The sequence below is a fragment of the Pinibacter aurantiacus genome (genome assembly GCF_019130065.1).
Lineage (GTDB): Bacteria > Bacteroidota > Bacteroidia > Chitinophagales > Chitinophagaceae > Pinibacter > Pinibacter aurantiacus.
Window position 1 is genome coordinate 1 of the sequence record NZ_JAHSPG010000006.1, and the last position, 23,936, is coordinate 23,936.

General features: G+C 42.1%; 14 protein-coding genes. 7 read left to right on the top strand and 7 right to left on the bottom strand.

Annotated elements, in window-relative coordinates:
• Positions 1–257 precede the first annotated feature (257 nt).
• The 4 genes from KTO63_RS09730 to KTO63_RS09745 all read right to left on the bottom strand — a co-directional run bounded on the left by KTO63_RS09730 (position 258) and on the right by KTO63_RS09745 (position 9,654).
• On the bottom strand, positions 258–1,529 hold the full coding sequence (locus KTO63_RS09730) for a glycoside hydrolase family 71/99-like protein (protein WP_217791072.1): 1,272 nt from the start codon (positions 1,527–1,529) through the stop codon (positions 258–260).
• A gap of 94 nt (positions 1,530–1,623) precedes the next feature.
• Complete coding sequence (locus KTO63_RS09735; protein WP_217791073.1) at positions 1,624–3,882, bottom strand: glycoside hydrolase family 3 N-terminal domain-containing protein; 2,259 nt, start codon at positions 3,880–3,882, stop codon at positions 1,624–1,626.
• Positions 3,883–4,264: 382 nt separating this feature from the next.
• Positions 4,265–6,823, bottom strand: a complete 2,559-nt coding sequence (locus KTO63_RS09740; protein ID WP_217791074.1) for a Kelch repeat-containing protein — start codon at positions 6,821–6,823, stop codon at positions 4,265–4,267.
• A gap of 536 nt (positions 6,824–7,359) precedes the next feature.
• Entirely contained in the window at positions 7,360–9,654 is a 2,295-nt protein-coding gene (locus KTO63_RS09745; RefSeq protein WP_217791075.1) for a GH92 family glycosyl hydrolase, read from the bottom strand.
• Positions 9,655–10,749: 1,095 nt separating this feature from the next.
• Here KTO63_RS09745 and KTO63_RS09750 point away from each other — a divergent pair.
• Together KTO63_RS09750 and fucP are read left to right on the top strand one after the other, a co-directional pair.
• Positions 10,750–12,945 (top strand): GH92 family glycosyl hydrolase, encoded by a 2,196-nt coding sequence (locus KTO63_RS09750; protein ID WP_217791076.1) that lies wholly within the window; start codon positions 10,750–10,752, stop codon positions 12,943–12,945.
• 128 nt (positions 12,946–13,073) lie between these two features.
• Positions 13,074–14,360, top strand: coding sequence for an L-fucose:H+ symporter permease (fucP, locus tag KTO63_RS09755; protein ID WP_217791077.1), 1,287 nt, complete (start codon positions 13,074–13,076; stop codon positions 14,358–14,360).
• A gap of 186 nt (positions 14,361–14,546) precedes the next feature.
• Here fucP and KTO63_RS09760 read toward each other — a convergent pair whose 3' ends face one another.
• Both KTO63_RS09760 and KTO63_RS09765 read right to left on the bottom strand, forming a co-directional pair.
• Positions 14,547–14,993, bottom strand: coding sequence for a PepSY-like domain-containing protein (locus KTO63_RS09760; RefSeq protein ID WP_217791078.1), 447 nt, complete (start codon positions 14,991–14,993; stop codon positions 14,547–14,549).
• Positions 14,994–15,170: 177 nt separating this feature from the next.
• Positions 15,171–15,608, bottom strand: a complete 438-nt coding sequence (locus KTO63_RS09765; protein ID WP_217791079.1) for a DUF6526 family protein — start codon at positions 15,606–15,608, stop codon at positions 15,171–15,173.
• A 162-nt stretch (positions 15,609–15,770) separates the two neighbouring features.
• Here KTO63_RS09765 and KTO63_RS09770 point away from each other — a divergent pair, with 162 nt between their 5' ends.
• Both KTO63_RS09770 and KTO63_RS09775 read left to right on the top strand, forming a co-directional pair.
• A complete protein-coding gene (locus KTO63_RS09770; protein WP_217791080.1) occupies positions 15,771–16,217 on the top strand; it encodes a PepSY-like domain-containing protein in 447 nt (148 codons plus the stop codon).
• Between the two features lie 130 nt (positions 16,218–16,347).
• Positions 16,348–16,797, top strand: a complete 450-nt coding sequence (locus tag KTO63_RS09775; protein WP_217791081.1) for a GreA/GreB family elongation factor — start codon at positions 16,348–16,350, stop codon at positions 16,795–16,797.
• Positions 16,798–17,242: 445 nt separating this feature from the next.
• Here the strand turns inward: KTO63_RS09775 and fabF are convergent, their stop codons facing one another.
• Positions 17,243–18,487, bottom strand: a complete 1,245-nt coding sequence (fabF, locus tag KTO63_RS09780) for a beta-ketoacyl-ACP synthase II (protein WP_217791082.1) — start codon at positions 18,485–18,487, stop codon at positions 17,243–17,245.
• Between the two features lie 360 nt (positions 18,488–18,847).
• Between fabF and KTO63_RS09785 the strand changes: the two genes are divergently transcribed.
• The 3 genes from KTO63_RS09785 (at position 18,848) to KTO63_RS09795 (ending at position 23,919) form a co-directional block, all read left to right on the top strand.
• Positions 18,848–19,864, top strand: coding sequence for a GntR family transcriptional regulator (locus tag KTO63_RS09785; RefSeq protein WP_217791083.1), 1,017 nt, complete (start codon positions 18,848–18,850; stop codon positions 19,862–19,864).
• Position 19,865: 1 nt separating this feature from the next.
• Positions 19,866–21,470, top strand: a complete 1,605-nt coding sequence (locus KTO63_RS09790) for a solute:sodium symporter family transporter (RefSeq protein ID WP_217791084.1) — start codon at positions 19,866–19,868, stop codon at positions 21,468–21,470.
• A gap of 292 nt (positions 21,471–21,762) precedes the next feature.
• A complete protein-coding gene (locus tag KTO63_RS09795) occupies positions 21,763–23,919 on the top strand; it encodes an alpha-galactosidase (protein ID WP_217791085.1) in 2,157 nt (718 codons plus the stop codon).
• The last annotated feature ends 17 nt before the right edge of the window (positions 23,920–23,936 follow it).

The window sequence follows — 23,936 nt, forward strand, 5'->3', positions numbered from 1 at the left end:
ATTAGTTTCTAGTAATTCTAGGGAAACGGATTAATATTTATCTAAAGGCTCTTTGCGGTTTAAAAAAGGAAAACCCTCCCAACTTTCAGGCTGCTTCTGCCTTACCAGTCGAAAGGGTTACTTCCATGTTTTAAGGGTCATGTTCTGTATCAAAAACTAAAAAACGAAGAGAAACTATTTTCCAGTGCCATGGTTCGTGTCCTCACGAACCATTTGTTTGTGACTGTTGCGATTTCGTGAAGACACGAACCGCGGTACTATTTTCTTTCAGGCATTGTAAAGCTCAGGGGAACTTCACCGCGCAATGTCTTACCTGCTTGGCCTGTGAGCCATAAATATTGGTCAGAAGGCGTTCCGCCCATTTTTAAGAACTCTACATTTTTTCCAACAGGCACATTGTCGGTACATTTAAAAATGGCAGTGCCTTCATTCACTTCATCAAACATAGCTACGTACAACATTTTGCCTCCTGACTTAATCGCGGTTGAAATAAGCTGCCAGTAGAAACGCCCGCCCTGGCGCGGAATAGAGCCAACGGGTTTTATATCATCCGGAAATGCATGTACACTCAGGTTGTGCCAGCTAAAGCCAGGGTACACGCAAGGCACATAGTCAATATTGTTTTGCCTGCACCACTTCATGTCTTCAATCATCAGGTCGCGGTAACGATCCATATCATTGTGCAGCAGCGGCGAGAAGCGTTGAACCGTCCATGGTAAGATCATGTCTGCCATGCGGATCAGTTCATGCAGATAATTATCCTGCAGACAATCAGCATTCAATTCGCGCCATGCTGTAGGTACACCAAGCATTACAGTACAATTGCCATATACAGGATCATTCTTAAGGAAGTTGATCAAACGTTCTAAACCAATGTTGCGAATGTTATAAGGTCTGTCAGGAAAGCCAACGCCCCAGATCACAACAACGGGTTTGCCACGATGATGCAGGTATGTTTTTTCTCCGTCCTGGTTGGTAACTTTTAATTGATCAACAAGGTATTTCCAGTCGTTAATAATAGCGGAGCAATCTTCGCCACTGCCCGGTAGTCCCGATAGGTCGTACATCACAGCGATTGCTCTTTTGTATTTAGAAGCCGCTTCAAATGCATTTTTTAAAATAGCAGAAGATTCTTTTTTGCGATTTTCATTTTTTACATCATCAAAAAAGCGTTGCATAAAAACACCGTCAACACCATATTGCTGCATCCATTTGAAGTGTAAATCTGTTGTGCTTCTATCAACGGAGCTGAAAAATTTTGCCGGTTTTCCATCTGCTAATTTTAGCGGTGTTTCGTATGTCTTTTCGTATTCGCTTACATCAGGCCAGGCATCAACGCCCGATCTGTTTTCATTTCCGTAAGCATAGCCTTTTGCAGAACTGCCATCTCCTGCAGCCCTGAACCAGCCTTGATATCCGGCCATCACCAAGCCATCATACGTTGGGAATAAGGTCGAGCTGCTGTGTCTTGATTGTGCGTGGCTGCTTAAGGTGCAGGCCACAAGAACGATTGCTAATAGTCTTTTCATGTTAGTTATAAGTAATGAGTTATGAGTTTTGAGTTATGAGATTGTCGTGCAGTTGTGAAACCAGTTCGAAGCTGCACCTATTAATTCTTAATTATTAATTCACTCGAAGCGTCGCATTCTGACGAATGTCTTCCGACGAGCTTCCTACCATAATCTTAAAGTCACCAGGCTCCACAACGTGTTTCATTTCGCGGTTCCAAAGTGCCAGGTGTTCAAAGCCAATTTTGAAATCGACAGTTTTGCTTTCGCCTGGCTTCAAAGTAACACGACCAAAGCCTTTCAGTGATTTGACAGGAGTAGTTACACTGCTCACAACATCACGGATGTACAATTGAACAACCTCGGTTCCTTCTGTTGTGCCGGTGTTTTTAATGGTAACATGCACCGTCGCTTTCCCGTTAACAGGAATGGTTGCAGGAGAAATAGCAAGATTGCTGTAATCAAAAGTTGTATAACTTAAACCGTGTCCAAACACAAACAGCGGCGTGTTTGCTTCGTCCACATAAGAATGTCTTGATGTTGGTTTGTGGTCATAATAAAAAGGAAGCTGACCAACCGAACGGGGAAATGTCATCGGTAATTTTCCGGAAGGGTTGACATTGCCCAGCAAAATATCTGCAACAGCCAAACCGCCTTTTTCACCTGAGAACCATGATTCTACAATTGCGGGAATATTTTTTGCCACCCAGTTAATAGAGAGAGGTCTGCCATTGGCAAGTACCGCCGTTATTGGCTTTCCGGTCGCCTGCAGTGCTTTTAAAAGATTTACCTGTTTTTCATCAAGATCAAGATTTGCTCGATCTTTTCCTTCCCCCACAATTTTCAAATCTTCTCCGATCACGACAACAACAGCATCCGCATTTTTTGCAAGAGCAACTGCTTTTTGCTGTAAATCGTTTTCATTTTCAGTCTTCTCGGTTGAATAGCCTTTTTCGAAGTTGACGGAAATACTGTTGCCCGCTCTTTGTTTTAATCCATCCAGTATAGAAATTGCTTTTCCTTCTTCGTTAGAGTATCCGCCGAGGTAGGTGTTTTCGGCCAATGCACCGATCACTGCAATTGATTTTGCATCTTTTTTTATTGGCAATACGCCGCCTTCATTTTTCAACAGGCAAATACTTTCCTGTGCCGCTTTTAACGCCATGTCCTGGCTCTCTTGTGTATGAAATACTTTTGCTTTTAAAGAAGTGTCGGTGTAAGGTTTGTCGAAGAGACCCAGCAAAAATTTTACACGTAATACGTCGCTTACTGTTTTATTCAATTGAGCGATCGAAAGTTTTTTGTCAGCAATTGCTTTGTTCATTGATGTCAAAAAGCCATCGTGAGAGAAGTCGTAGAATTGCATATTTAAACCGGCATTCAATGTTTGAGCCAACGCGTCACTGGTATCACTTGCCACCTGGTGATTTTCAAGGCTCATTCTTATTGCGCCAAGATCTGACAATACAAAACCTTTGAAGCCCCATTCTTTGCGCAATACATCTGTCAGCAACCATTTGTTATCTACGCACGGAATGCCATCAAGCTCACTGTATGCGGCCATCATAGATAAAGCGCCACCTTCTTTTACTGCTTTTTCAAAAACATACAGAAAAGAAGATCGCCCTTCACGTTCGCTCATGAAAACCGGAGAAGTATTGCTGCCACCTTCCGGAATGCCATGTATGGCAAAGTGTTTGGGTTCTGCCACAACTGAGTTTGGCTGGTTTACGCCTTTGCCCTGCAAACCCTTTACCATGGCAACGCCATTCAATGCCGCGAGGTAGGGATCTTCGCCATAAGTTTCTTCCACACGTCCCCAGCGTGGATCACGTGGCAGGCAAAGCACGGGTCCAAGTATCATGTCTACACCATGCGCTCTTGTTTCGGTTGCGATGGTTCTGCCGATGTTGTGTACAAGGGTAGTGTCCCATGCACCTGCCAGTTGCAAAGGGATAGGAAAGGATGTGCTACCAAAACCGCTGTAACCATGTAAACCCTCTTCAATGAAAAGCACTGGAATACCCAGGCGCGTTTTCTCCATGGCATATTTCTGTATGCTATTTGTGATGTCTGCCGTTAGCGGATAAAAATCATGAACTGAGCCGATGCCGGTTTTGCCAATTGCTGCGGCTGTTTTTTCTTCGGAGTAAGCAGATGCTTCGTGGCCGCCCATGGTGGCGACTTCTTTTCCCCACCACATATCAAGCTGTTTGATCTTTTCTTCTGTGGTCATTCTGCCAACCAGGTCAGCCACTCGTTGGTCAACCGGTAGTGATGCATTTTTGTAGGGTAGAACAGTTGGCCGCACCGGATCTTTTGCAAAAGAACATAACGCAACCAGTGCAACTGCCAGAGAGATTTTTGCATTCATATTGCAAGCTTTTGATTTTATATGAATGCAAAGAAAGAAGCGGTGAATTAATTAATGCCTAATTATAGATTAATTGGAGAAGATATTTGGAGAAAGAACACAGATTTTTAATGGGAAGCACGCAGATGACGCTGATTAAGCTGATGTCCGCAGGTGATTGGCACACGGATGACACGGATTAGACGGATTTACACGGATCTTTTAGTAACTGAATTGTTTTCATGAATAGGTTGACGATTATTGATGAAAAAAATCAGTGCAAATCAGTCCAATCCGTGTCATCTGCGTGCCATAAAAAGCAAATCAAGAATACCACAAAAAATAAACGGATCTCCACAATGATCCGTGAAAATCCGTCTAATCCGTGTCATCTGTGTGCCAATCAATTGATCACGTCGTGGAAAGATTTATCGAATTCTTCGCCGTAGATGTCTTTATAATCTTTTACAAATTTCAGGTAAGTGTTATTCGCCAATGTGTGGCGTTTTAGCTGTATCAGGCTTTTGCATTTGTATGTTAATGCATCTTCATTCAATTGATCGAAGTAGAATACATAATGCGTTAACTCGATAATGAACTCAGGGTCCTTGGTAATGTTTTGGTTCTTAATATAGTTAAGGCACAGGTCGATTACAGAATTGGAAACCTCCGACTTCACATTGTCCAGCCAGTTGTATTCTGTTTGTGAAAGGAACGGTCCGCGTCTTATAACCTCTGCCAATGGGTGAACGTATTCCTGTGCGTGTTCTGCAGCATACTTCAATTGCATGAAACGTTTGTAGTCAATATGAATACTGTCGTCAGGTGTTTGGAACTGCCAGTAGCCCGCTTCTTTATTGATTACGCAGTTGCCCACTTTCTCGAGAATTACTTTCAGTTTGGCAATATTTACCGAACGGTTATTCTTCGCGTCTTTTGCAGATTTATCGTGCCATAAAATTTCATCCAGCCCTTCTGAAGAAATACCCCTGCCATCTTTCACGGTGTAAATAAGAATGATGAGGAACAACTCTTTCAGCAAAGGAGTAAACAATCTTGTGATATCGTTGCCATCTTTATCGTACACCTGGAAGTGACCAAACAGGAAGATGGAAGATTTGAACTGCTTTTCATTGTTCGGCGAAAATGCATTGGTAAAAATCGGTTGAAAAACTTCTTCTTTCTCTGGTTGCGCTGGTGTTGATGCGAGTTCTTTTTTGTCTGGCTGCGCTTTCTTTTTGCGAAGCAGATAAATAACCAACCCTGCCACCAGCAATGCCGGAATGATCAGCCAGTAACGGTTCTGTTTTTTTATTGCCGTCACGAAAGTATTGCTGTCAGCGACTTGCGGCGGAAAGTTAAGCGTATATATTTTTACAATAGTGTTTTTGTCTTTTACTTCCTCTTTAGAATACAGCATTGTAACCGCAATCAGTTTGTTGCTGATAGGCGAGTAGTACAGATCCGCATAAGATTCGATATCGTGAAAACTATACGGAATAGAATCTGCCACCAGGTGCAATGTTGAGTCGGTTAAAGAGCCTTTCACCAGTTGCAGTGCGGAGTTAAAACGATCATTGTTTGGAAAGATCAAACCATAAAAATCATCTTTGCCCGGGCCTATTACAAGACTGTTGGCAAAAGCAAACTGAGAGCCAAATGGTTTGAAGTTGTATACTTTTTTAAAGGTCGACGTTTTAATATCAAACCTGTACAGGTCGTAGTAGTTCTTTGGATCAAGCATCTGGTCGCCGGTTTGGCTGCCATAGCCACCAACGATGTATGCCACGTTTGCGTTCTTGTCTACACCAAGCGCAGACAAATAACGCGGAGGAAAATAATCTCCTTTGGTATGTACAGAGTCCCACTGCTGTGTGGCAAAGTTGTAGTGCAATACTTCATTTTTATAACGCAATTGTCCGTAGCCACCTACAACATACAACGAGCCGTCAGCGGGAGAAATGAACTTGTTGGAGTGCCAGAATTCTGTGAGTGGACCGGGCGCAAAGCTTCCGCTCCATTGACGTTGATCAAAATCGTAACCGAACACCTGTTGCTTGTCTACATAAACGTCATAGAATTTTTTAGTGGCACTGTCATAAATCGCCTGGTTACCTGCGAGTAGGTTTTGGTGCTTTGCATTTGGCGTCCACTGCATTATGCCACGATCTCCTTTCAGCTGATACACACCCATAGAGTCATTTCCGCCAATGAAAAGCCTGTCCTGTACAGGATCGTAACCCACATTAGCAAAGCCATTGATGGCGAATGTAGCTGCCATTTCCCATTTCTGGTGCTTTGGTTTTATCCAAACGGGATTGGTTACTTTGGCTTGCTTGTTGCCATTTTTATCATTGCAAACATCTCCGTCAATTTCATCAAGCGGCCAGTAATGTTTAACTACCCCCTGTTCAGATAATTTGATGTCCTTTATCTGCATGGGAGGGATGTCCCTGGTTTTGAATTTCTGAAAGTCGTTTGCGCCCCACAGAAATTTATAACAATTGGCGGCAAATGGCACATTGCTTTTGCCGACAGATTTTTCATTTACAAGTAATTCAATAGTATGTGCGGAGAGATCAAATTTGAAATGGATATTTGACCATTGCTTATAGAGGTGCATGCTGTCAATGAAAAAGCTGATGCCAGATAAGCTTTCGCCGATAATCACCCTGAAGTCTGAGGATCGTTGATTGTATATAAGATCAATGTTTTGGTTATCATGCGTTATCATGCGCAGCACATAACCAAAGTATGTTTCATGATTGGGAAGAAATTTGATATCGAAATTAAGATCGAAATTTTTGGAGAAGCATATGGAATCTTCGGGGGACAGATCAAGAGCCGTTCTTTTTTCAAGTACGACTTCATGACTATTAAAAGTTAACCCATAGGATTGGGAAAAACCAGTAACGTTCAGTAATAAAAATGCAAGCGCAAAACAGAATATATACCTCATCATAAGCAATCGTAAAAATAAGTATCTTTTACAAAGAAACCGTTATATCCGGCGCAACGCCAAATTAAATTTCTTAAACGAATAAGTTCGTGTTTTTTAATGTTGAATCAATGCTGATGTAATGCAAGCGTCAGGGTTAAAAATAAGGTAATTGATTGTTTTTCCATCAAATAAAGTGATAAAAAATCGCCCCGGGAGAGAAGGCACGCAGATGACGCAGATTGGACTGATTTATACGGAGACTATTATTCGCTTTTCCAAATAATTGTTCATTAGCGTTCAGGTTTGACAAGGCTTCGACAAGCTCAGCCTGACAACCTGATTAGAGTGTCACCCTGAGCTTGTCGAAGGGCATTGCACATTCACCATGTTTTTTTAAAAAACCGAAAGGCCCGGATGATCTCCACCCAGGCCTTCGAAAGATTCACAAAGTAAACGTCACTAGAAAACATATTTTAATAACTCTCAACTCTCCATTCTCAACTCTCAACTATTCTGGGCGAATGCGATTCGCCCCCACCATTTTCAATTTTCAATTTTCAATTTGCCTTCGCAAACGGTTTCGCCGGTTTCACATCCGTACCCCAGGTCTTATTTGGTTTCGGACCCATTTCTAATTCGATGGTACAGCCGCTCACCAATTGATCATGAGTGAACCATGGCGTTTTCAAAACTTTGCCATTCAGTTTTGCACTCTGGATATATTTGTTCACCTCATTGCTGTTGTGTGCAATAAGTGTAAATGTTTTTCCATTTTCCAATGCTATCGAAACCTTGCTGAAAACCGGACTGCCAATGGTGTAGACCGGAATGCCCGGTGTCATAGGATAAAAACCCATGGAAGAAAAGACAACAAAGGCAGACATGCCACCACCATCTTCATCGCCCGGAATGCCAAACACATTATCCTTGAACCACAGAGATAAAAGGCTTCTCACTTTCTGCTGCGTTTTCCACGGAGAAGAAGTGTAGTTATATAAATATGGTATGTGAAAGCTTGGTTCGTTGCCCATTGAGTACTGTCCTACAAGACCCGTAGCATCAGGAAACTTTGCCCAGAATTCATACTTGGATCTGTCGAGCCCCTCGCGGAACAGTTGATCAAGTCGTAATTCAAAACTATCTCTTCCGCCCATCAAACCAATCAGACCGGGAATATCCTGTTGTACCTGCCACATATACGTCCATCCGTTGTTTTCGTCATAATAGTCTCTGCCGCCAAGGCCGCCGTCAAACTTCGGATCGATCAATATCCAATTGCCTTTATCGTCCTTCGGCAAAAAGAAATTCGTTTGTTTGTTCCAGAGGTTCCTGTAGTTCTGTCCTCTTTTTTCAAATGTATTGTAGTCGCTTGTTTTGTTGAGGTCCTTTGCAAGCTCTGCCAACGCCCAGTCATCAAAGGCGCCACCGAGTGTTACCGCAACCGCTTGTCTTTTCTCGAATGAATGTACTTCTTTCACGGTCTCTTGTTCGCCATCACGAAGAGCTGGGAAGTAGCCGTTGTTGTGATAGAAATCGTCGAGCGATGTTTTGGGGCCGTTTCTCCATGGCAGCATCGTTGCGTCGGTTGCATTTTTTCTGATGCCTTCGTACGCTTTTTCCACGTCATAATTTTTCAGCCCTTTTCTATACGCATCAAGAAAAACGATAGAAGAATGGAAGCCGTTCATACAGGCATGATCGCCGAAAAGTACTGGAAATGTTGGCATCCAGCCACTTTGCTCATACATGCGCACATACGATTGCAACATGTCCTCTTCTTGTTTCGGATGCAGGATTGTTCTCAACGGATGCAGCGCCAGGTATGTGTCCCACGACCAGTCATCAACATAAAACGGGCGGTTGTCCGTATTGATTTTTTTGTTGTAGCCGCTGTAGTAATGCGCATCTTCGCTGATGTCCACCATGCGTTCATGGCATCTGTACAGCGCTGTATAGAATGAACGTCTTTGCGCTTCTGTACCACCTTCAATTTTTATTTGCGCCATCAGATCGCTCCATGCGGTCTTTGCATTTTTTTCTACGGTAGCAAAATCTTTCGAGGCAATTTCTTCTTCAAAATTTTTCTTTGCCTGTTCAGCACTTACAAAACTGATCGCATATTTCAGTTCAACCGTGCGGGCACTTGCAGGGAAATTGATGTATGGTCTTGCCCCTCCTTCGGTTATGCTTGATGCGTTTTTGATCGCCTTGTTGCTGTCCACATAACCCGTTGTTCCTGCAACATTGAATACGCCGTAAGTGTAAACCCTTATATCGTTGTGATAAGTTTCCATTCCTTGCAACACATTGCCACTAAACTTCCAGGAGGCCGCACCATCATTAAAGTTGCTGAACAGCAGGAACTTATTTTTCCCTTCCGGAAATGAAAACCTGTAGTAGCCGGATTTTTCCGAGGGAGTGAACTCCACTGTGATGCCATCTTCGATCAAATACGTTGAATAGTACCATGGACGCGTAATTTCAAGATTGTGATCATAAGGCATACGCTTACTCCAATTCTCGGCTGCCAATTCTTTTACCGAAGGCTTTACCGAAAAAACCTCGCCCAGTCGGTGAGAAACAATCGTTAGCGGAAAACTCGATATCTGATCATCCAGGTAGTCCTTGCGGATGGGGTACATGCGGATAACCTGGTTGGGCAATTGTGCCGTGGGCCTTGTTGGCTCAAGCAGTTGGCCAATGTTGCCAATTGTAGGGTCGATGTAATCTATGTTTTGTTTTTTAGGTGCCGTCGTATCTTTTGGGACGTTTGCACAGACAACGCCGGTGAAAACCGCTTGTTGCAAAAGCAATAGAAGAATGCCCTGTTTGCTTAAAAATTTTTTCTTCATTCAAAGTTCTTTTTAGAATATGCTATTCTGCCTGGCATTCATAAATCGCTTGTAGCTCCTTGAGAAAATAAATGGCAAGGCGTAACAAATTGGTTGTTTCAGAAAACGATTAGGTACCCGAAGCCTTGGGTTCAAGACCGGGTGAAAAAAATATTTTACTGGTATTTTTTACATGAAAAATGAAAACGGGAATGTGCAAATGGGTCGGTTTCGCTGTAACTTTTTTCAGATTTTCTGACGCTAACGCCGGAAGGAGGGCTGGCAAAAAATGCATTTCCGGGTGCAAACGAACCGCACTGTGTAATGGATCATTCAATTGCAGATGTACTGCATAGCACCCTAAAAGGGATATTACCAAAAACAGCAAAACCATTTTTTCCATAACAAGCAATTGTTTAAAAAATGAGAATCTCCGGTACCCGGAACACTGTGAATTTCAAAATGCAAATAAGCGGGAGAGGTATTAATAAATGATCTAACAAACTATTAATACAGAAATTAATTGGAAACAAATGGAAATTAATGCATCAACTAGCTAATTATTAGGAGGTTAACCACGAAAAAAGTCTTCCCAAACAGTTCATCTAACAACCGGCAACTATCAACTACCAACCAATTAATAGTGTCTTACTGACAATCTTTAGCTGGGCAGCCCCATCATAATTTCTTATTAATAGAAAAAAGTCGCATTAATTTTCCCAATTAAGCAGTTTTTAGCCTTCCTGTTAAGGTCAGGGTAGTTTCTTGCAGGCAGTTACGAAACAAAACGATTGCCGTATGAGGTTACTGCCAGCTGGCGAAATGCCATTAAGCGAATTCTGTAGAGACGCGTTGAACGCGTCTCCGATTTTTAGACTGACATACCCTTTTTTCGGGAGACGCGTTCAACGCGTCTCTACAGGGGTGCAAAAATTTCAACGACATAATATTTATATACACAACCCCTGATCTTTTTATCTCACCTCTTTCGTTGGAATAACAAAGTAGTTTTTTTCTCTCCTTACATGCAAGCAATCATTCGTCATACTACTAGTTGTTCCGACGAAAGAGGTTTTAACAAATTAATACTTCACCCTTCGTTAAAACGATTTCAACATGAATTTTTCACGTTCAAAAAAAATATTCCTGCAGCTCTTTTGCCTCTTTTTTGCAATTCAGGGCAAAACGAATGCGCAGCAATTGATTTCCTATGTTGACCCCTTCATCGGCACCGGAGGTCATGGCCATACATACCCCGGCGCCACCGTACCTTTTGGCATGGTGCAGCTAAGTCCGGACAATGGTACTTCCGGCTGGGACTGGTGCAGCGGCTACAATTACAGTGATACCGTGATCGCCGGGTTTTCGCACATGCACTTAAGCGGAACTGGTATTGGCGATTGGGCAGATATTTCTGTATTGCCGCTCACGCAAATAGTTTCCGGAAAGGAGGAAATGTATAAAATCGGGTTTAGTCATGCCAATGAAAAAGCAAGACCGGGCTTTTACTCCGTAAAATTGAACAATGGCGTACAGGTCTCTCTTACTGCAACTGAAAGATGCGGGTTGCATAAATATGAATTCCCGCAGGGCGATTTGTCTGTAATCAGGTTTGACCTTGGCTTCAGGATAAACGGCGATCATCCAACGGACACCTATATTCGCCAGGTAAATGATTCCACCATTGTTGGTTATCGCTTTTCTTCCGGCTGGGCGAGGGTACAGCGCGTGTATTTTGCCGCAAGAACTTCCGCTCCCATTAAAAAGATCGAAGCAACCAACACGAGCGACAAAGTTGCCAAAGCGCAATTGATCTTCGATGGCGGCAAAACCATTTTAATGAAAGTAGGACTGTCATCTGTTGATGAGCAAAATGCGCTGCTGGCATTGAACGAAATTGGTGACTGGAATTTCGACAACGTATCGCAAAAGGCTGCCGCGAAGTGGGAAAAGGAGTTGGAGAAAGTAAAAATAGAAACGTCAGATGAACACCTTAAACGAGTTTTCTACACGGCATTTTATCACACGTGCATGGCACCCGTTTTATATTCGGATGCTGATGGAACGTACAAAAATGTAAACGGAAATGTTACAAAAATGGCTTCAGGCCAGCGTTACACGGTTTATTCTTTGTGGGATACATTTCGTGCGCTCAATCCATTGATGAGCGTTACACAACCCGATCGCTATGGCGATATCTTAAACACAATGCTCGCATTTTACGACGAAAACGGACTGTTGCCGGTTTGGGATCTCAACACTTACGAAACCAACACGATGACAGGCTATCACGCCATTCCTGTATTGGCCGATGCTGTGTTGAAAAACTGGCCGGGCGTAGATGCAGAGCGGGTTTACAAGGCGATGCAAAAAAGCGCTTATCAATCCATAAGAGGTATTCCTGATTATATAAAATATGGTTTTTTGCCACAGGACAAAGAAGCGAGCAGTGCATCCATTACGCTGGAGTATGCGTATGATGATTGGTGCATTGCGCAGGTGGCCCTGAGGCTTGGGAAAAAAGACGATTACAACCTGTTTATGAAAAGATCACAGTCGTACATCCATCTTTTTGACAAAAGCACAGGGTTCATCCGCGCAAAAAATTCCGACGGACAATTTGTATCACCTTTCGATCCTTACTATTCAGAACACAACGGAAGAAGAGCAGCTTACACAGAAGGAAACGCATGGCAGCATTCATTCTTCGTGCCGCAGGATATTCGCGGACTTGCGAAATTGCATGGTGGTAACGATAAGCTTGGACAAAAACTTGATTCTCTTTTCTCTGTAACGTCCAATGTAACTGGGGAGAACGCTTCTGCAGACATCAGCGGGATGATAGGCCAGTATGCACATGGCAACGAACCGAGCCATCACATTGCATACATGTATGACTTTATTGGCCAGCCGTGGAAAACACAAAACATTGTTCGCCTCATCATGGACTCATTGTATCATGACGCGCCGGATGGTTATTCAGGAAATGAAGATTGCGGACAAATGAGCGCGTGGGCAGTGTGGAGCATCGTTGGCTTGTATCCTGCAAATCCTGCGAGTGGCAGGTATGTGTTTGGCAGCCCTTTAGTTGACAACGCTGTTATCACAGTGAAGGGCAACAAACAATTCACCATCAAAGTAAAAAACAACAGCCGCGAAAATAAATATATCCAGTCCGTAGTACTAAACGGCAAGAAGTACGATAAGGTGTACGTTGATCATGCTGACCTGATGAAAGGCGGAATGCTTGAATTCACGATGGGCAAGGAGCCGAATAAGAAGTTTGGCACTGAAGCATCACAATGGCCGTAATGGAACGCAGATTTTCATGATTGTCATGATTTGTCAAGATTTTTTTTGATTTGAAATTTGGATTCCAGATCTTTCCTAATCATGACAATCATGAAAATCTGCGTGCTTGTCTTAACGATTAAAACTATATGATGAATAAAGTATCTTTTACAGAGAAGAAATTCCTGGTAACTTTTGTTTTTGTGACTTCTCTTTTCATGCTCTGGGGCATTGCCCATTCTATGAGCGACGTATTGAACAAGCACTTTCAAAACGTATTGAATTTGTCCAAAGCCAATTCTGGTTTAATACAATTATCCGTCTTCGGAGCTTATGCCGTTATGAGTATTCCGGCAGGGATCTTCATGAAAAAGTTTGGCTACAAAGCAGGTGTGTTGTTTGGCCTTATATTATTTGCCACCGGAACATTTTTATTTGTGCCTGCGGCAAATGAAAAGTCTTTTACTTTTTTCAGAGTTGCCTTATTCATATTGGGTTGCGGAATGGCAACGCTTGAAACCGTGGCGCACCCGTTCGTTGCTGCACTTGGCGATCAGAGGGCCAGCGATAGAAGAATCAATTTTTCACAATCATTCAATGCGGTGGGAACGATGATCGGCCCTGCATTGGGTTCTTATTTTTTATTGCGTGCAAATACAGAAGTAACAGGAGATTTGTCTTCCGTGAAAGGGTTATATGTTGGTATCGGCAGTTTCATTGCATTGGTTGCCGTGTCATTTGCTTTTGTAAAAGTGCCCGCGCTGGTAGATCCGCATGGTGCTTCATCGGCTGATCTGGAAAAAGAAAATGTGGATACAGAACCGGGTAAAAAATTATTTCAACATCGTCATTTTGTGTGGGCCGCTATTGCACAGTTTTTTAATGTTGCGGCACAAGCAGGAACCTGGAGTTACTTCATTAATTACGGACATGAAAAAATGGGTTTCACCGATCAAAAGGCGGGCAACTTCATGGTGGTATTTATGGGCATGATGGCGCTTGGTCGTTTTGTAGGAACTTTCTTGATGAAATACATTGCGCCAAATAAACTGCTTGCATACTTTGCATTGGGCAGCATTGCCATGTGTTTGATCGTGGCGCAAAGCTGGGGCTGGCCTTCATACATAGCGTTGCTGATGATCAATTTTTTCTTCAGCATTATGTTCCCAACCATTTTCAGTTTAGGCTTAAAAAATCTTGGTAGTCATACACAACAAGCGGCGCCATTTATTTCCATGGGTGTTGTGGGCGGCGCATTTTTCCCATTTGTTATGGGTCTCATCGCCAACCAGGATGTTGCCAAAGCATACTATCTTCCTATTGTTTGTTATTTCGTTATCTTCTTGTTCGGCTATAAGTTTTATGAAGTGAAGAAAACTGTAGCACCAAAGTTAAGAGCAGTTCATGCTGAGGAAGAATTAGGAATTAAGAATTAAGAATGCTTTATAATAATGTCTTTGCGACAAACGCATAGAAGAACCTAAAAAGGCATCGATGGCCCAAGCTATCGATGCCTTTTTCTTTTAGGCTACATATTTTGTTGCACGTGTTGAAAAGCTTCAAATCGTTAATCTGCCGCACACGAAGCATTCTTAATTCTTAATTCCTAATTCTTAATTGTTCTAAATTCCAGTACTAGACTTAATCTCCTTTCCGTCCTTATCTAAATACAAATACTTTTTCTCGATGCCTTTTTTTAGATTAAAGCGGTAAAGGCTTTGCCCCTTATTGTCTTCAACAAAATCTGTAGAGTTCAGTTGCCAATCTGCATAGCGGCTTTTTGAGAAAGATTCTTTAACGTCTTTTGGTAGATCGTCTTTATCTATTTTTGTTTCCGTGTTGTCCCAAGTGCCATCCACGTTATAATGTGCCACATAGTCCTGTTTCTTTTGTTTAAACTTGGCAGTGTAGTTTGATACATTGTTGCTCCATTTTACATCGCTTGCTTTGGGATACTTTTCTGCAAAGCTCGTTTTCGCTTTGTCGGGTATGTTAACTACCTGTGCCCGGGATATATTGGTTGCCAGCAACATAGCGGCAACAAGAAATGAAAAGATTGCGAGTTTCATAAATGTTTGTTTTCAATATGAAACCTATAACAGGATTGCAGGGATTTAGTTTAGAAATTAGGAATTAGAAATTAGGAATTAGGAATTAGAAGTGCAGAGGCAAACGATGATCGCGAATTATTCATAGCTAACCGACCTTAAATTTCTAACTCCTAACTCCTAATTCCTAAATCCTGCCTACACTCTCATATCATCTGCCACCCAGTTTTTAATCGATTTCTTTATTGCATTCGGAGATAGATTTTCTGCGAGCGTTCTGTCGATAAGCGGCAACAATTCTTCATCAGAAGCAAAGCGCAATGCTGCAATTTGTCCGAAGGTGAGTTTGCTTTCCAGTTCATCCATTTTTTTATTCGTCAAAATGAAATAGCGCAAACGCATTTCAAGGCGCACAATTCTGTTTTGATTGTTCAACGCATAATGTTGCCTTAGCATAAAAGATAGCCAGCCTATGACAGCGAATGCGGCCGCAATGGTAATCCAGAGATCATGTTGCTCGGGATACTTGTAACTACATCGTACGCTAAAAATGATGGCTATTAAAATGACGGGATAGAATATAAAATGATGAGGCGCATAGTACTTTCTGTGGTTACTATAATTCTGGGCTGACATGTTTGTGTTTTTTGTAAATCTAGCGTAAAAAGACTTACCCTGATTCCTCAATAAGGCACGGTAAGGTTTTTGCATCTACTGTAATAAACCTTTGATAAATACCGATCCCGATTACAAGCATCGGGAGTGGAAGTAATTTGTTTACCATTAAAACTTGAATTTATGAAACTTACAATGTTGTCATTTTTTGCGGGCATTATGTTGCTGGCCAATAATCTGTGCGTCGCCCAGGTAGTTAACATTCCTGATAAGGCGAAGAAAGCTTTTGCAGAAAAATATCCGCATGCCACTAATGTAGACTGGGACAATAATGTATCCAATTACTCCGCCAAGTTTAAAGAGCACGGAAAAGGATACGAGGCCCACTTTAATGTAGATGGTGTATGGGACAATACCGAAACACAAGTAGCAAATGGCGATGTACCTGGTGAAGTTAGAGAGTCTTTTACCAAAAGCCGTTTCAAAGATTGGGAAATAGCTTCTACGGATTATGTAGTTGATAACAAGAACAATCACTATTATCGTTACAACCTTAAAAAAGGAATCGAAAAGAAATTCCTGTATTTCGATAAGGCAGGTAAGGAAGTGAAGGTGAACACGGGGATATAGGGGAGTTAGGAATTAGGAATTAGAAGTTAGAATATTGGGGCTTTGATAAGTTTGGCTAAGGTTCACGCCAAACTTGTCAAAGCCTTTTTGTTTTCAAACAATTAATTTTGAAGGCTAGGAAATTATTGAAATGACTCTTAAAGAACAGGTATATAATCAATGCGTGAATATCGTGTCCCAAAGAATTACCGATGTTCAAAAAACGTTGGATGATTTGAGGGAAAGCATCGCGAATGAAACCAAAAGCACGGCAGGCGATAAATACGAGACAGCAAGAGCAATGCTCCATATAGAGCAGGAAAACGTGACGAAGCAAATGACTGACTTGCTTGAGCAAAAAGCACAACTCGAAAAGCTCTCGATGATTGAGGCGAGTGACACTGTCATAAAAGGAAGCCTCGTAAAAACAGACCGTGGATATTTGTTCCTCAGCATTGCGTTGGGAAAAATCAAACTGAGTGATCAAACTGTTGTTGCTCTATCTCCACAGTCGCCGCTGGGCAAGCAGTTGATGGGATTGAGAGTGGGAGAGAGTACTTTGATGAATGGCACTAAATATGCGGTCGAGGGGATTGAATAAATTATTACACTTAATAGCGGTGAAGTTTTGTCGGAGACTAAGACGTGACGGGTTTTAAAAACCTGTCACGTCTAGTGGTGCACCCGAAATATCAATTAATTACAAGCCGCACATTATGAAACAAGACCGCGTCGTCATTGCGAGGCAAGCGGAGCATGTTGTCTGATATTGTGAACGCATATTGCACTAGCTGGAATTGCCGAAGCAATCTCCCAGAGCGGTGAGATTGCTTCGCCCAGTTGTTGTATGGATAGTCTTCGTTTTAATTAGGCCTTTCATTGTCCGCAGGGCTCGCAATGACGGTGCGAGATTCACTAGTATATCTGAGGTCTTTTTTAAACGCAAAAAGACCTGAAAGGTTTCAAACCCATCAGGTCTCGAAATATGAAAATAAAGATCACACATTAACCAACTGGCCGCCGGCTACCGGAAACCGGCCGCTGGCCTACGGCTCATACTTTTTAAACACCGTAGTAGCAATGTGGCCGCCAAAACCAAATGTGTTGCTCATCGCATAGTTCACATTCTTTCTAACAGCTTTGCCCAAAGTATAATCATAAGCATCTGCAAATTCAGGCTGCACGTTTTCAGTGTTGATCGTTGGTGGAATAATGCCATGCACGATAGCATTCACACAAGCGATTGCTTCAACAGCACCAGCCGCGCCGAGCAAGTGACCCGTCATGGATTTGGTAGCGCTGATATGCAATTTTGATTTGTCAGTAAATACTCTCTGTACAGCTTTCAACTCACTGCTGTCACCAAGAGGAGTAGAAGTAGCGTGCACGTTCAGATAGTCAATATCAGAAGGAGAAATACCTGCATCGTTCATTGCTTCCAGCATACCCAGGTAAGCACCTTCGCCTTCAGGGTGAGTTCCTGTCAAGTGATACGCATCAGCAGCCATACCGCCGCCTACAACTTCTGCGATAATCGGCGCACCTCTTTCCAATGCGTGCTCAAGGCTTTCAAGAATAAGCGTACCAGAACCTTCACCCATTACAAAGCCATCGCGTTTCACATCAAAAGGACGTGAAGCTTTTGCAGGATCGTCGTTATATGTAGACAATGCTTTTGCTGCATTGAATCCACCCATACCAGATTTTGTGATCGGCGCTTCAGAACCACCAGTGATGATCATATCTGCCTTGCCCCATTTGATATAGTTGAATGCGTCAATGATAGCCGTGTTAGAAGTCGCACAGGCAGACACGGTAGTGAAGTTTACACCACGCAAACCGTGCTTAATGGAAATGATACCAGATGCAATGTCAACGATCATTTTAGGAATGAAGAACGGATTGAAATGTGGCGTACCATCACCTCTTTCAAACTCTGCCACTTGTGTTTCGAATGTACCAATACCACCGTTACCCGAACCCCAGATAACGCCAATGCGGTTTCTGTTCAGTGTAGAAAAATCGATCTGGGCATGTTTAATCGCTTCCTCTGTAGAAATAACCGCATACTGGGTAAACAGATCGTATTTTCTTGCTTCAGATTTTTCGATGAAAGTATGAGGATCGAAGTTTTTCAACTCACAGGCAAATCTTGTCTTGAATTTAGCAGCGTCGAACTTAGTGATGGGAGCAGCTCCGCTAACACCATTTTCAAGCGCAGTGGTAAAGTCTTTCAGATTGTTACCAATAGGAGTCAACGCTCCCATACCGGTAATTACAACTCTTTTCATTGAGATGAAGTGTATTTAATTTTAAATGAGAAAGGATAAGACGCCGCAAATGTATGAAATTATTATTTAATAAAATACCGATTGGTATATTTTGAGATTTTCGTTCAATAATCTATTATATTAAATCACAACCATTTATCGTATCTTTCATTTTTTCCTCCACAAAGAAGATTTATATAATTATCACGCCTTTTTATTTGGTAACATTCAATTGATGTTTATATTTGTGGTATAGAATAGGATAGGATAGTTTGAAACGATGTTGCCATTCCTCTCTTGCTAAGCGATAGTATGTCACCGTCTTTTTAACTATTTTACAATCTAACGTTATCCCAACATTTTAGACGATTGAGTTTCTTTATGAGAAATATTTTTGAACAAATTCACGAACTTGATGGCATTCCCGGCTTGTCAAAGCATGAACAACTTGTGCAGGGAATCATCAACTCCATAAACGAAAAGATTGTAACGCAAGGCGATCCTCTTCCCTCCGTAAATACTTTAATAAAAGAAGTGGGTTTTGCCCGCGAAACCATAGCAAAAGGTTATAAAGAACTTGTACGAAGAGGCATTGTGGAATCCAAGAATCGTGTGCGTTTTTATGTAGCCAATGAGGCAACCGGCCAGCAATTGAAAGTTGCCCTCTTGCTTTTTGCATTTGATAGTTTCCAGGAAACATTTTATAAAACCTTCCGCTCCAAACTTGGTGAGAACGTACACATTGATGTGTTCTTTCATCATAATAATATTGACGTATTTGAAACCATCATTTCAAACATGCGTGGCAAGTATGGCATGTATGTGATAGCACCGATACCGCATCCAAGAACTGCAGGCATATTGAAAACACTGCCGATGAACATGTTCCTGATGATCGACCGGTACGAGCCCATGGATGTTGAGTTTTCTTATGTTACACAAGAGTTTGAGCAAGCTTCCTATGATGCATTTGCCCAGCTGGCAGACACGATCAAGAGCTTTGACGAAATGATTTTCTATCACCGTCCTGCGGCTGATACACCCATTGAAATACTCAATGCATTCAAGCGATTCATAAAAGACTTCAAAGTAAAAGGTGTGGTAAAAAACGAATACCTGCCCGGCGCTTTAGAAAAAGGGAAAGTCTACTTTACCATAAATAACGCAGAATTATGGCTGATGCTGAAGGATTCGAAGACTAAGAAAATGAAGCTAGGTAAAGATGTTGGCATTCTGTCGCACAATGATGATGTGGTGAAAGAAATTATTTGCGATGGTATTACCACTTACTCCACTGACTTTAGATCGATGGCAGAGAAAGCAGCAGAGTTTGTGTTGACACGCAACAAAGTGCAGGAGATCATTCCAACAGTTTTGATCAGACGTAATTCCATTTAGAATGCGCTGGCAAATCGTCATCAGTTTTTTGTGTTGCTCTTTGCTCGTGGCAGTTATTTCGTGGATCAAAACACACAAGCAAAAGCTTCGCACTTCCACAGATTATTTTCTGGGAGGAAGAAGCCTTGGTTTTATAGTAGTAGGCGGCTCACTTTTTTTAACCAACATCAGCGCCAATCAGTTCATTGGAGAAAATGAATCTGTCTATATAAACAACATGTCCGTAATGGCGTGGGGAATGACTTCCATCTTTGCCATGCTGATCGTGTCGGAATTTTTTCTTCCTATTTATTTACGGATAGGAGCCATAACAACACCTGATTTTCTGGCAGTGCGTTTCGATAGTGCCACCAAGAAAATTGTATCCGTTATTTTCCTGGCAAGCTACATCATAAGCCTTATCCCTGCTGTGTTATACGGCGGAGCAGTTGCTTTTGAAGGTATGTTTCACATACAGGAAATGTTGCGCATCAGCTACTGGGAAACGATTTGGTTTTTGGTAATAGCTATTGGCGTAGTAGGAGGATTGTATTCTCTGCTTGGCGGACTGAAAGCAATCAGTATTTCGGATACCGTGCTGGGTCTGGGTTTGCTGATAGGTGGTTTGTTATTGCCTTACTACGGATTCAAATACCTTGGTCATGGCAATGTCCATGAAGGGTTGAACGTGGTGCTGAGTTCAAAACTATCTCACCTCAATTCAATCGGCTCGAAAGACGATGCGGTGCCTTTGTCGACCCTGTTCACAGGCATGCTGCTCATCAACCTTTACTATTGGGGAATGGAGCAATATATAATGCAGCAGGTATTGGCATCAAAGAATTTGGCAGAAGGACAAAAAGGAATTGCACTCGCGTGTTTTTATAAATTGATTTCACCATTGTTGCTTAATGTGCCGGGCCTTATTGCGGTGCACATTTATGCGAACCTAAACAATACGGCCTCTGTATTTCCAACGTTAGCGGGAGATGTACTGCCGCCGCTATTTACAGGACTTATTGCAGCGCTTGTTTTTGGGGCGGCACTAAGTACGTTCAGTGCGGGTATTAACAGTGTAGGTACTTTGTTCATCATGAACCTGTACAAACCCTGGGCCGAGGCGAAAGGAAAAAATAGCAGTGAGAAACAGTTGCTGAGAGTAGGAAAGCGATTTCAATTTGCGGTGATATTGATAGGTATACTAATTGCGCCGTTCATTATTTTTTCATCCGGCGGATTTTATACCTACATACAAAAGGTGTCGAGCTTTTTTAGTGTGCCGGTGTTTACGATTTTGATCGTCGGGTTCACCACCAAAAAGGTGCCTCCGATAGCAGCGAAAGTGGGTGCATTGTTTTTTATCATCGCTTACTCGATCACGCAGTTTGTTGTGGACACAGGCATTCATTATTTGCACATGGTCGCAATATTATTTGTCGTAACAGTATTGTTGATGTTGTTGATGGGAAAGCTTTGGCCCATGCCGGTTCCCTACAATCGCACCATGCAGCCTGCAGGTACTGTCGATCTCAAACCATGGAAGCACCGTTACATATTCGGGATCATTTTGATAGTGCTGATGGTGTTGACGTTTGTGGTCTTTTCTCCCGTGGGGCTAGCGAAGTAATTTGAAAATTTGAGAATTTGAAGATTTGAAAATGAGAGGTGTAACATTTCTCATTGAAATATATAGGGTTTGAAGTTTGAAGTTTTTTGTGGAGTCAGCAGTGGTGCTACTATTAAGGTTTCGTTGTGTCACTCACTTCAGCATTTGTATTTCTATTCAGCAGAGGATAGTATTTACAGCTGTAACGAAACTCGCACAGAAAGAATTTTCAAATCTTCAAATTTTCAAATTCTCAAATTGGTGTTCTCATTTTCAAATTAGCATATTAGCATATTGATTAAAATTGTTAAGAATGAAGAAGAATCTTGTTTTCTCGGTAGTACTCCTTCTGGCTGGTTGTGTTCACGGCTTTGCTCAGAAAGAAAAGATCGTTATTGAAACGCAGAATGCTGCAATAGTTTTTTCCGTGAAAGGTGACGGCAAATTGTACCAGACTTATTTTGGTGAAAAGCTGATGGGTGCTGATGCATACGCGCAACTATCAGAGGAAGGCAAAGAGAGTTATATTCCTGCCGGAACAAACAATCTGTTTGAACCTGCAATCAGGATGGTGCATGCAGATGGCAATCCCTCGCTCGAGCTTAAATACGAAAGTTCAAAAACCGATAAGCAAGGAGATGTTTCACATACTTCCATTGTGTTAAAAGACAATAAGTATCCTGTAACTGTAGTGCTGCATTTTGAAAGCTACTTCAAAGAAAATACTTTCAAAGAGTGGACAGAAATCACACAGAACGAAAAGAAAGAGGTGCAGTTAACCCGCTATGCATCTTCTATGTTGCATTTTAGTGCAAACGATTACTGGCTTACACAATTTCATGGTGATTGGGCCGCGGAAATGCGTATACAGGAAAGTAAACTCACAAACGGCATCAAAACTATTGATACCAAACTTGGTACCCGTGCTGATATGTATGCTACCCCAACTTTCTTCCTGGCTCTCAACAAACAATCCGATGAAACAAGCGGCGAAGTAATTGCGGGAACGCTTGCATGGACGGGCAACTTCCAATTCACTTTTGATGTGGATGAAAAAAATGACCTGCGCGTTATTTCCGGCATTAATCCTTTTGCTTCAGAATATTCATTGAAATCCGGCGAGGTATTTACAACGCCTGCATTCATTTTCACTTACTCTCACAATGGTAAAGGCGAAGCCAGCAGAAGCCTGCACGCATGGGCAAGAAACTACGGCGTACTCGATGGAAACGGTAGCCGCCTTACGTTGCTGAACAACTGGGAGTCCACACAATTTGACTTTGATGAAAAGAAACTCTCCGGTTTATTTGCTGATACAAAGAAACTAGGTGTTGATATGTTCCTGCTGGATGATGGTTGGTTCGCTAACAAATATCCACGCAATGACGACCACGCGGGACTCGGCGACTGGCAGGAGAACAAAGCGAAACTGCCAAACGGCCTCGGTCATTTGGTAAAAGATGCAGAAAGCAAAGGTGTAAAATTTGGTATCTGGATAGAACCTGAAATGGTGAATCCAAAAAGTGAATTGTATGAAAAACATCCTGACTGGATCTTGAAACTTCCTAATCGCGATGAAGATTATTTCCGCAATCAATTGGTGCTAGATCTTACAAATCCTGTGGTGAAAGAATTTGTGTACAACATGGTGGATGATATGATGACAAAGAATCCCGGCATTGCGTACATCAAATGGGATTGCAACAGGATGATGACGAATACTTATTCTCCGTATCTTAAAAACAAACAGTCTCATGTATACATCGAGTATGTGAGAAGCCTGTATAGCATATTAGAAAGATTGAGACAAAAATATCCAACACTTCCAATCATGCTTTGCTCCGGTGGCGGTGGCAGAACCGACTATGGCGCATTGAAATACTTTACAGAATTCTGGCCAAGCGATAATACAAACGCTGTTGACCGCGTGTTTATTCAGTGGGGTTACTCTTACTTTTTCCCCGCAAACACTATTGCAAACCACATCACGTCATGGGGCAAGCAATCGCTTAAATATCGCACAGATGTTGCAATGATGGGCAGACTTGGTTATGATATCGACGTTGAAAAAATGAGTCCTGACGAATTTACTTTCAGCCAGGACGCCGTTAAAAATTATAAACGCCTGAGCGACGTTATCTGGCACGGCAATCTGTACAAACTTGTTTCTCCATATGACGAGAGTCGTGCAGTGTTGATGTTCTCCAACGATGCAAAAACAAAAGCAGTTGTCTTTGCTTACAACCTTAATTTCCTTTACGGAAAAAGATGGGAAGCTGTAAAATTGCAGGGCCTTGATCCTGCAAAAAAATACACCATAAAAGAAACGAATCTTTATCCGGGCCACAACTCATCTGTTCCTGAAAATGGAAAAACATTTACAGGCGACTACCTGATGAAAGTGGGCATCAATCCAAGTTCTGACAGAGAGTTGACAAGTACTGTAATTGAAATAACAGAAGCTCCGTAAATAAACTTCCGGGCAGA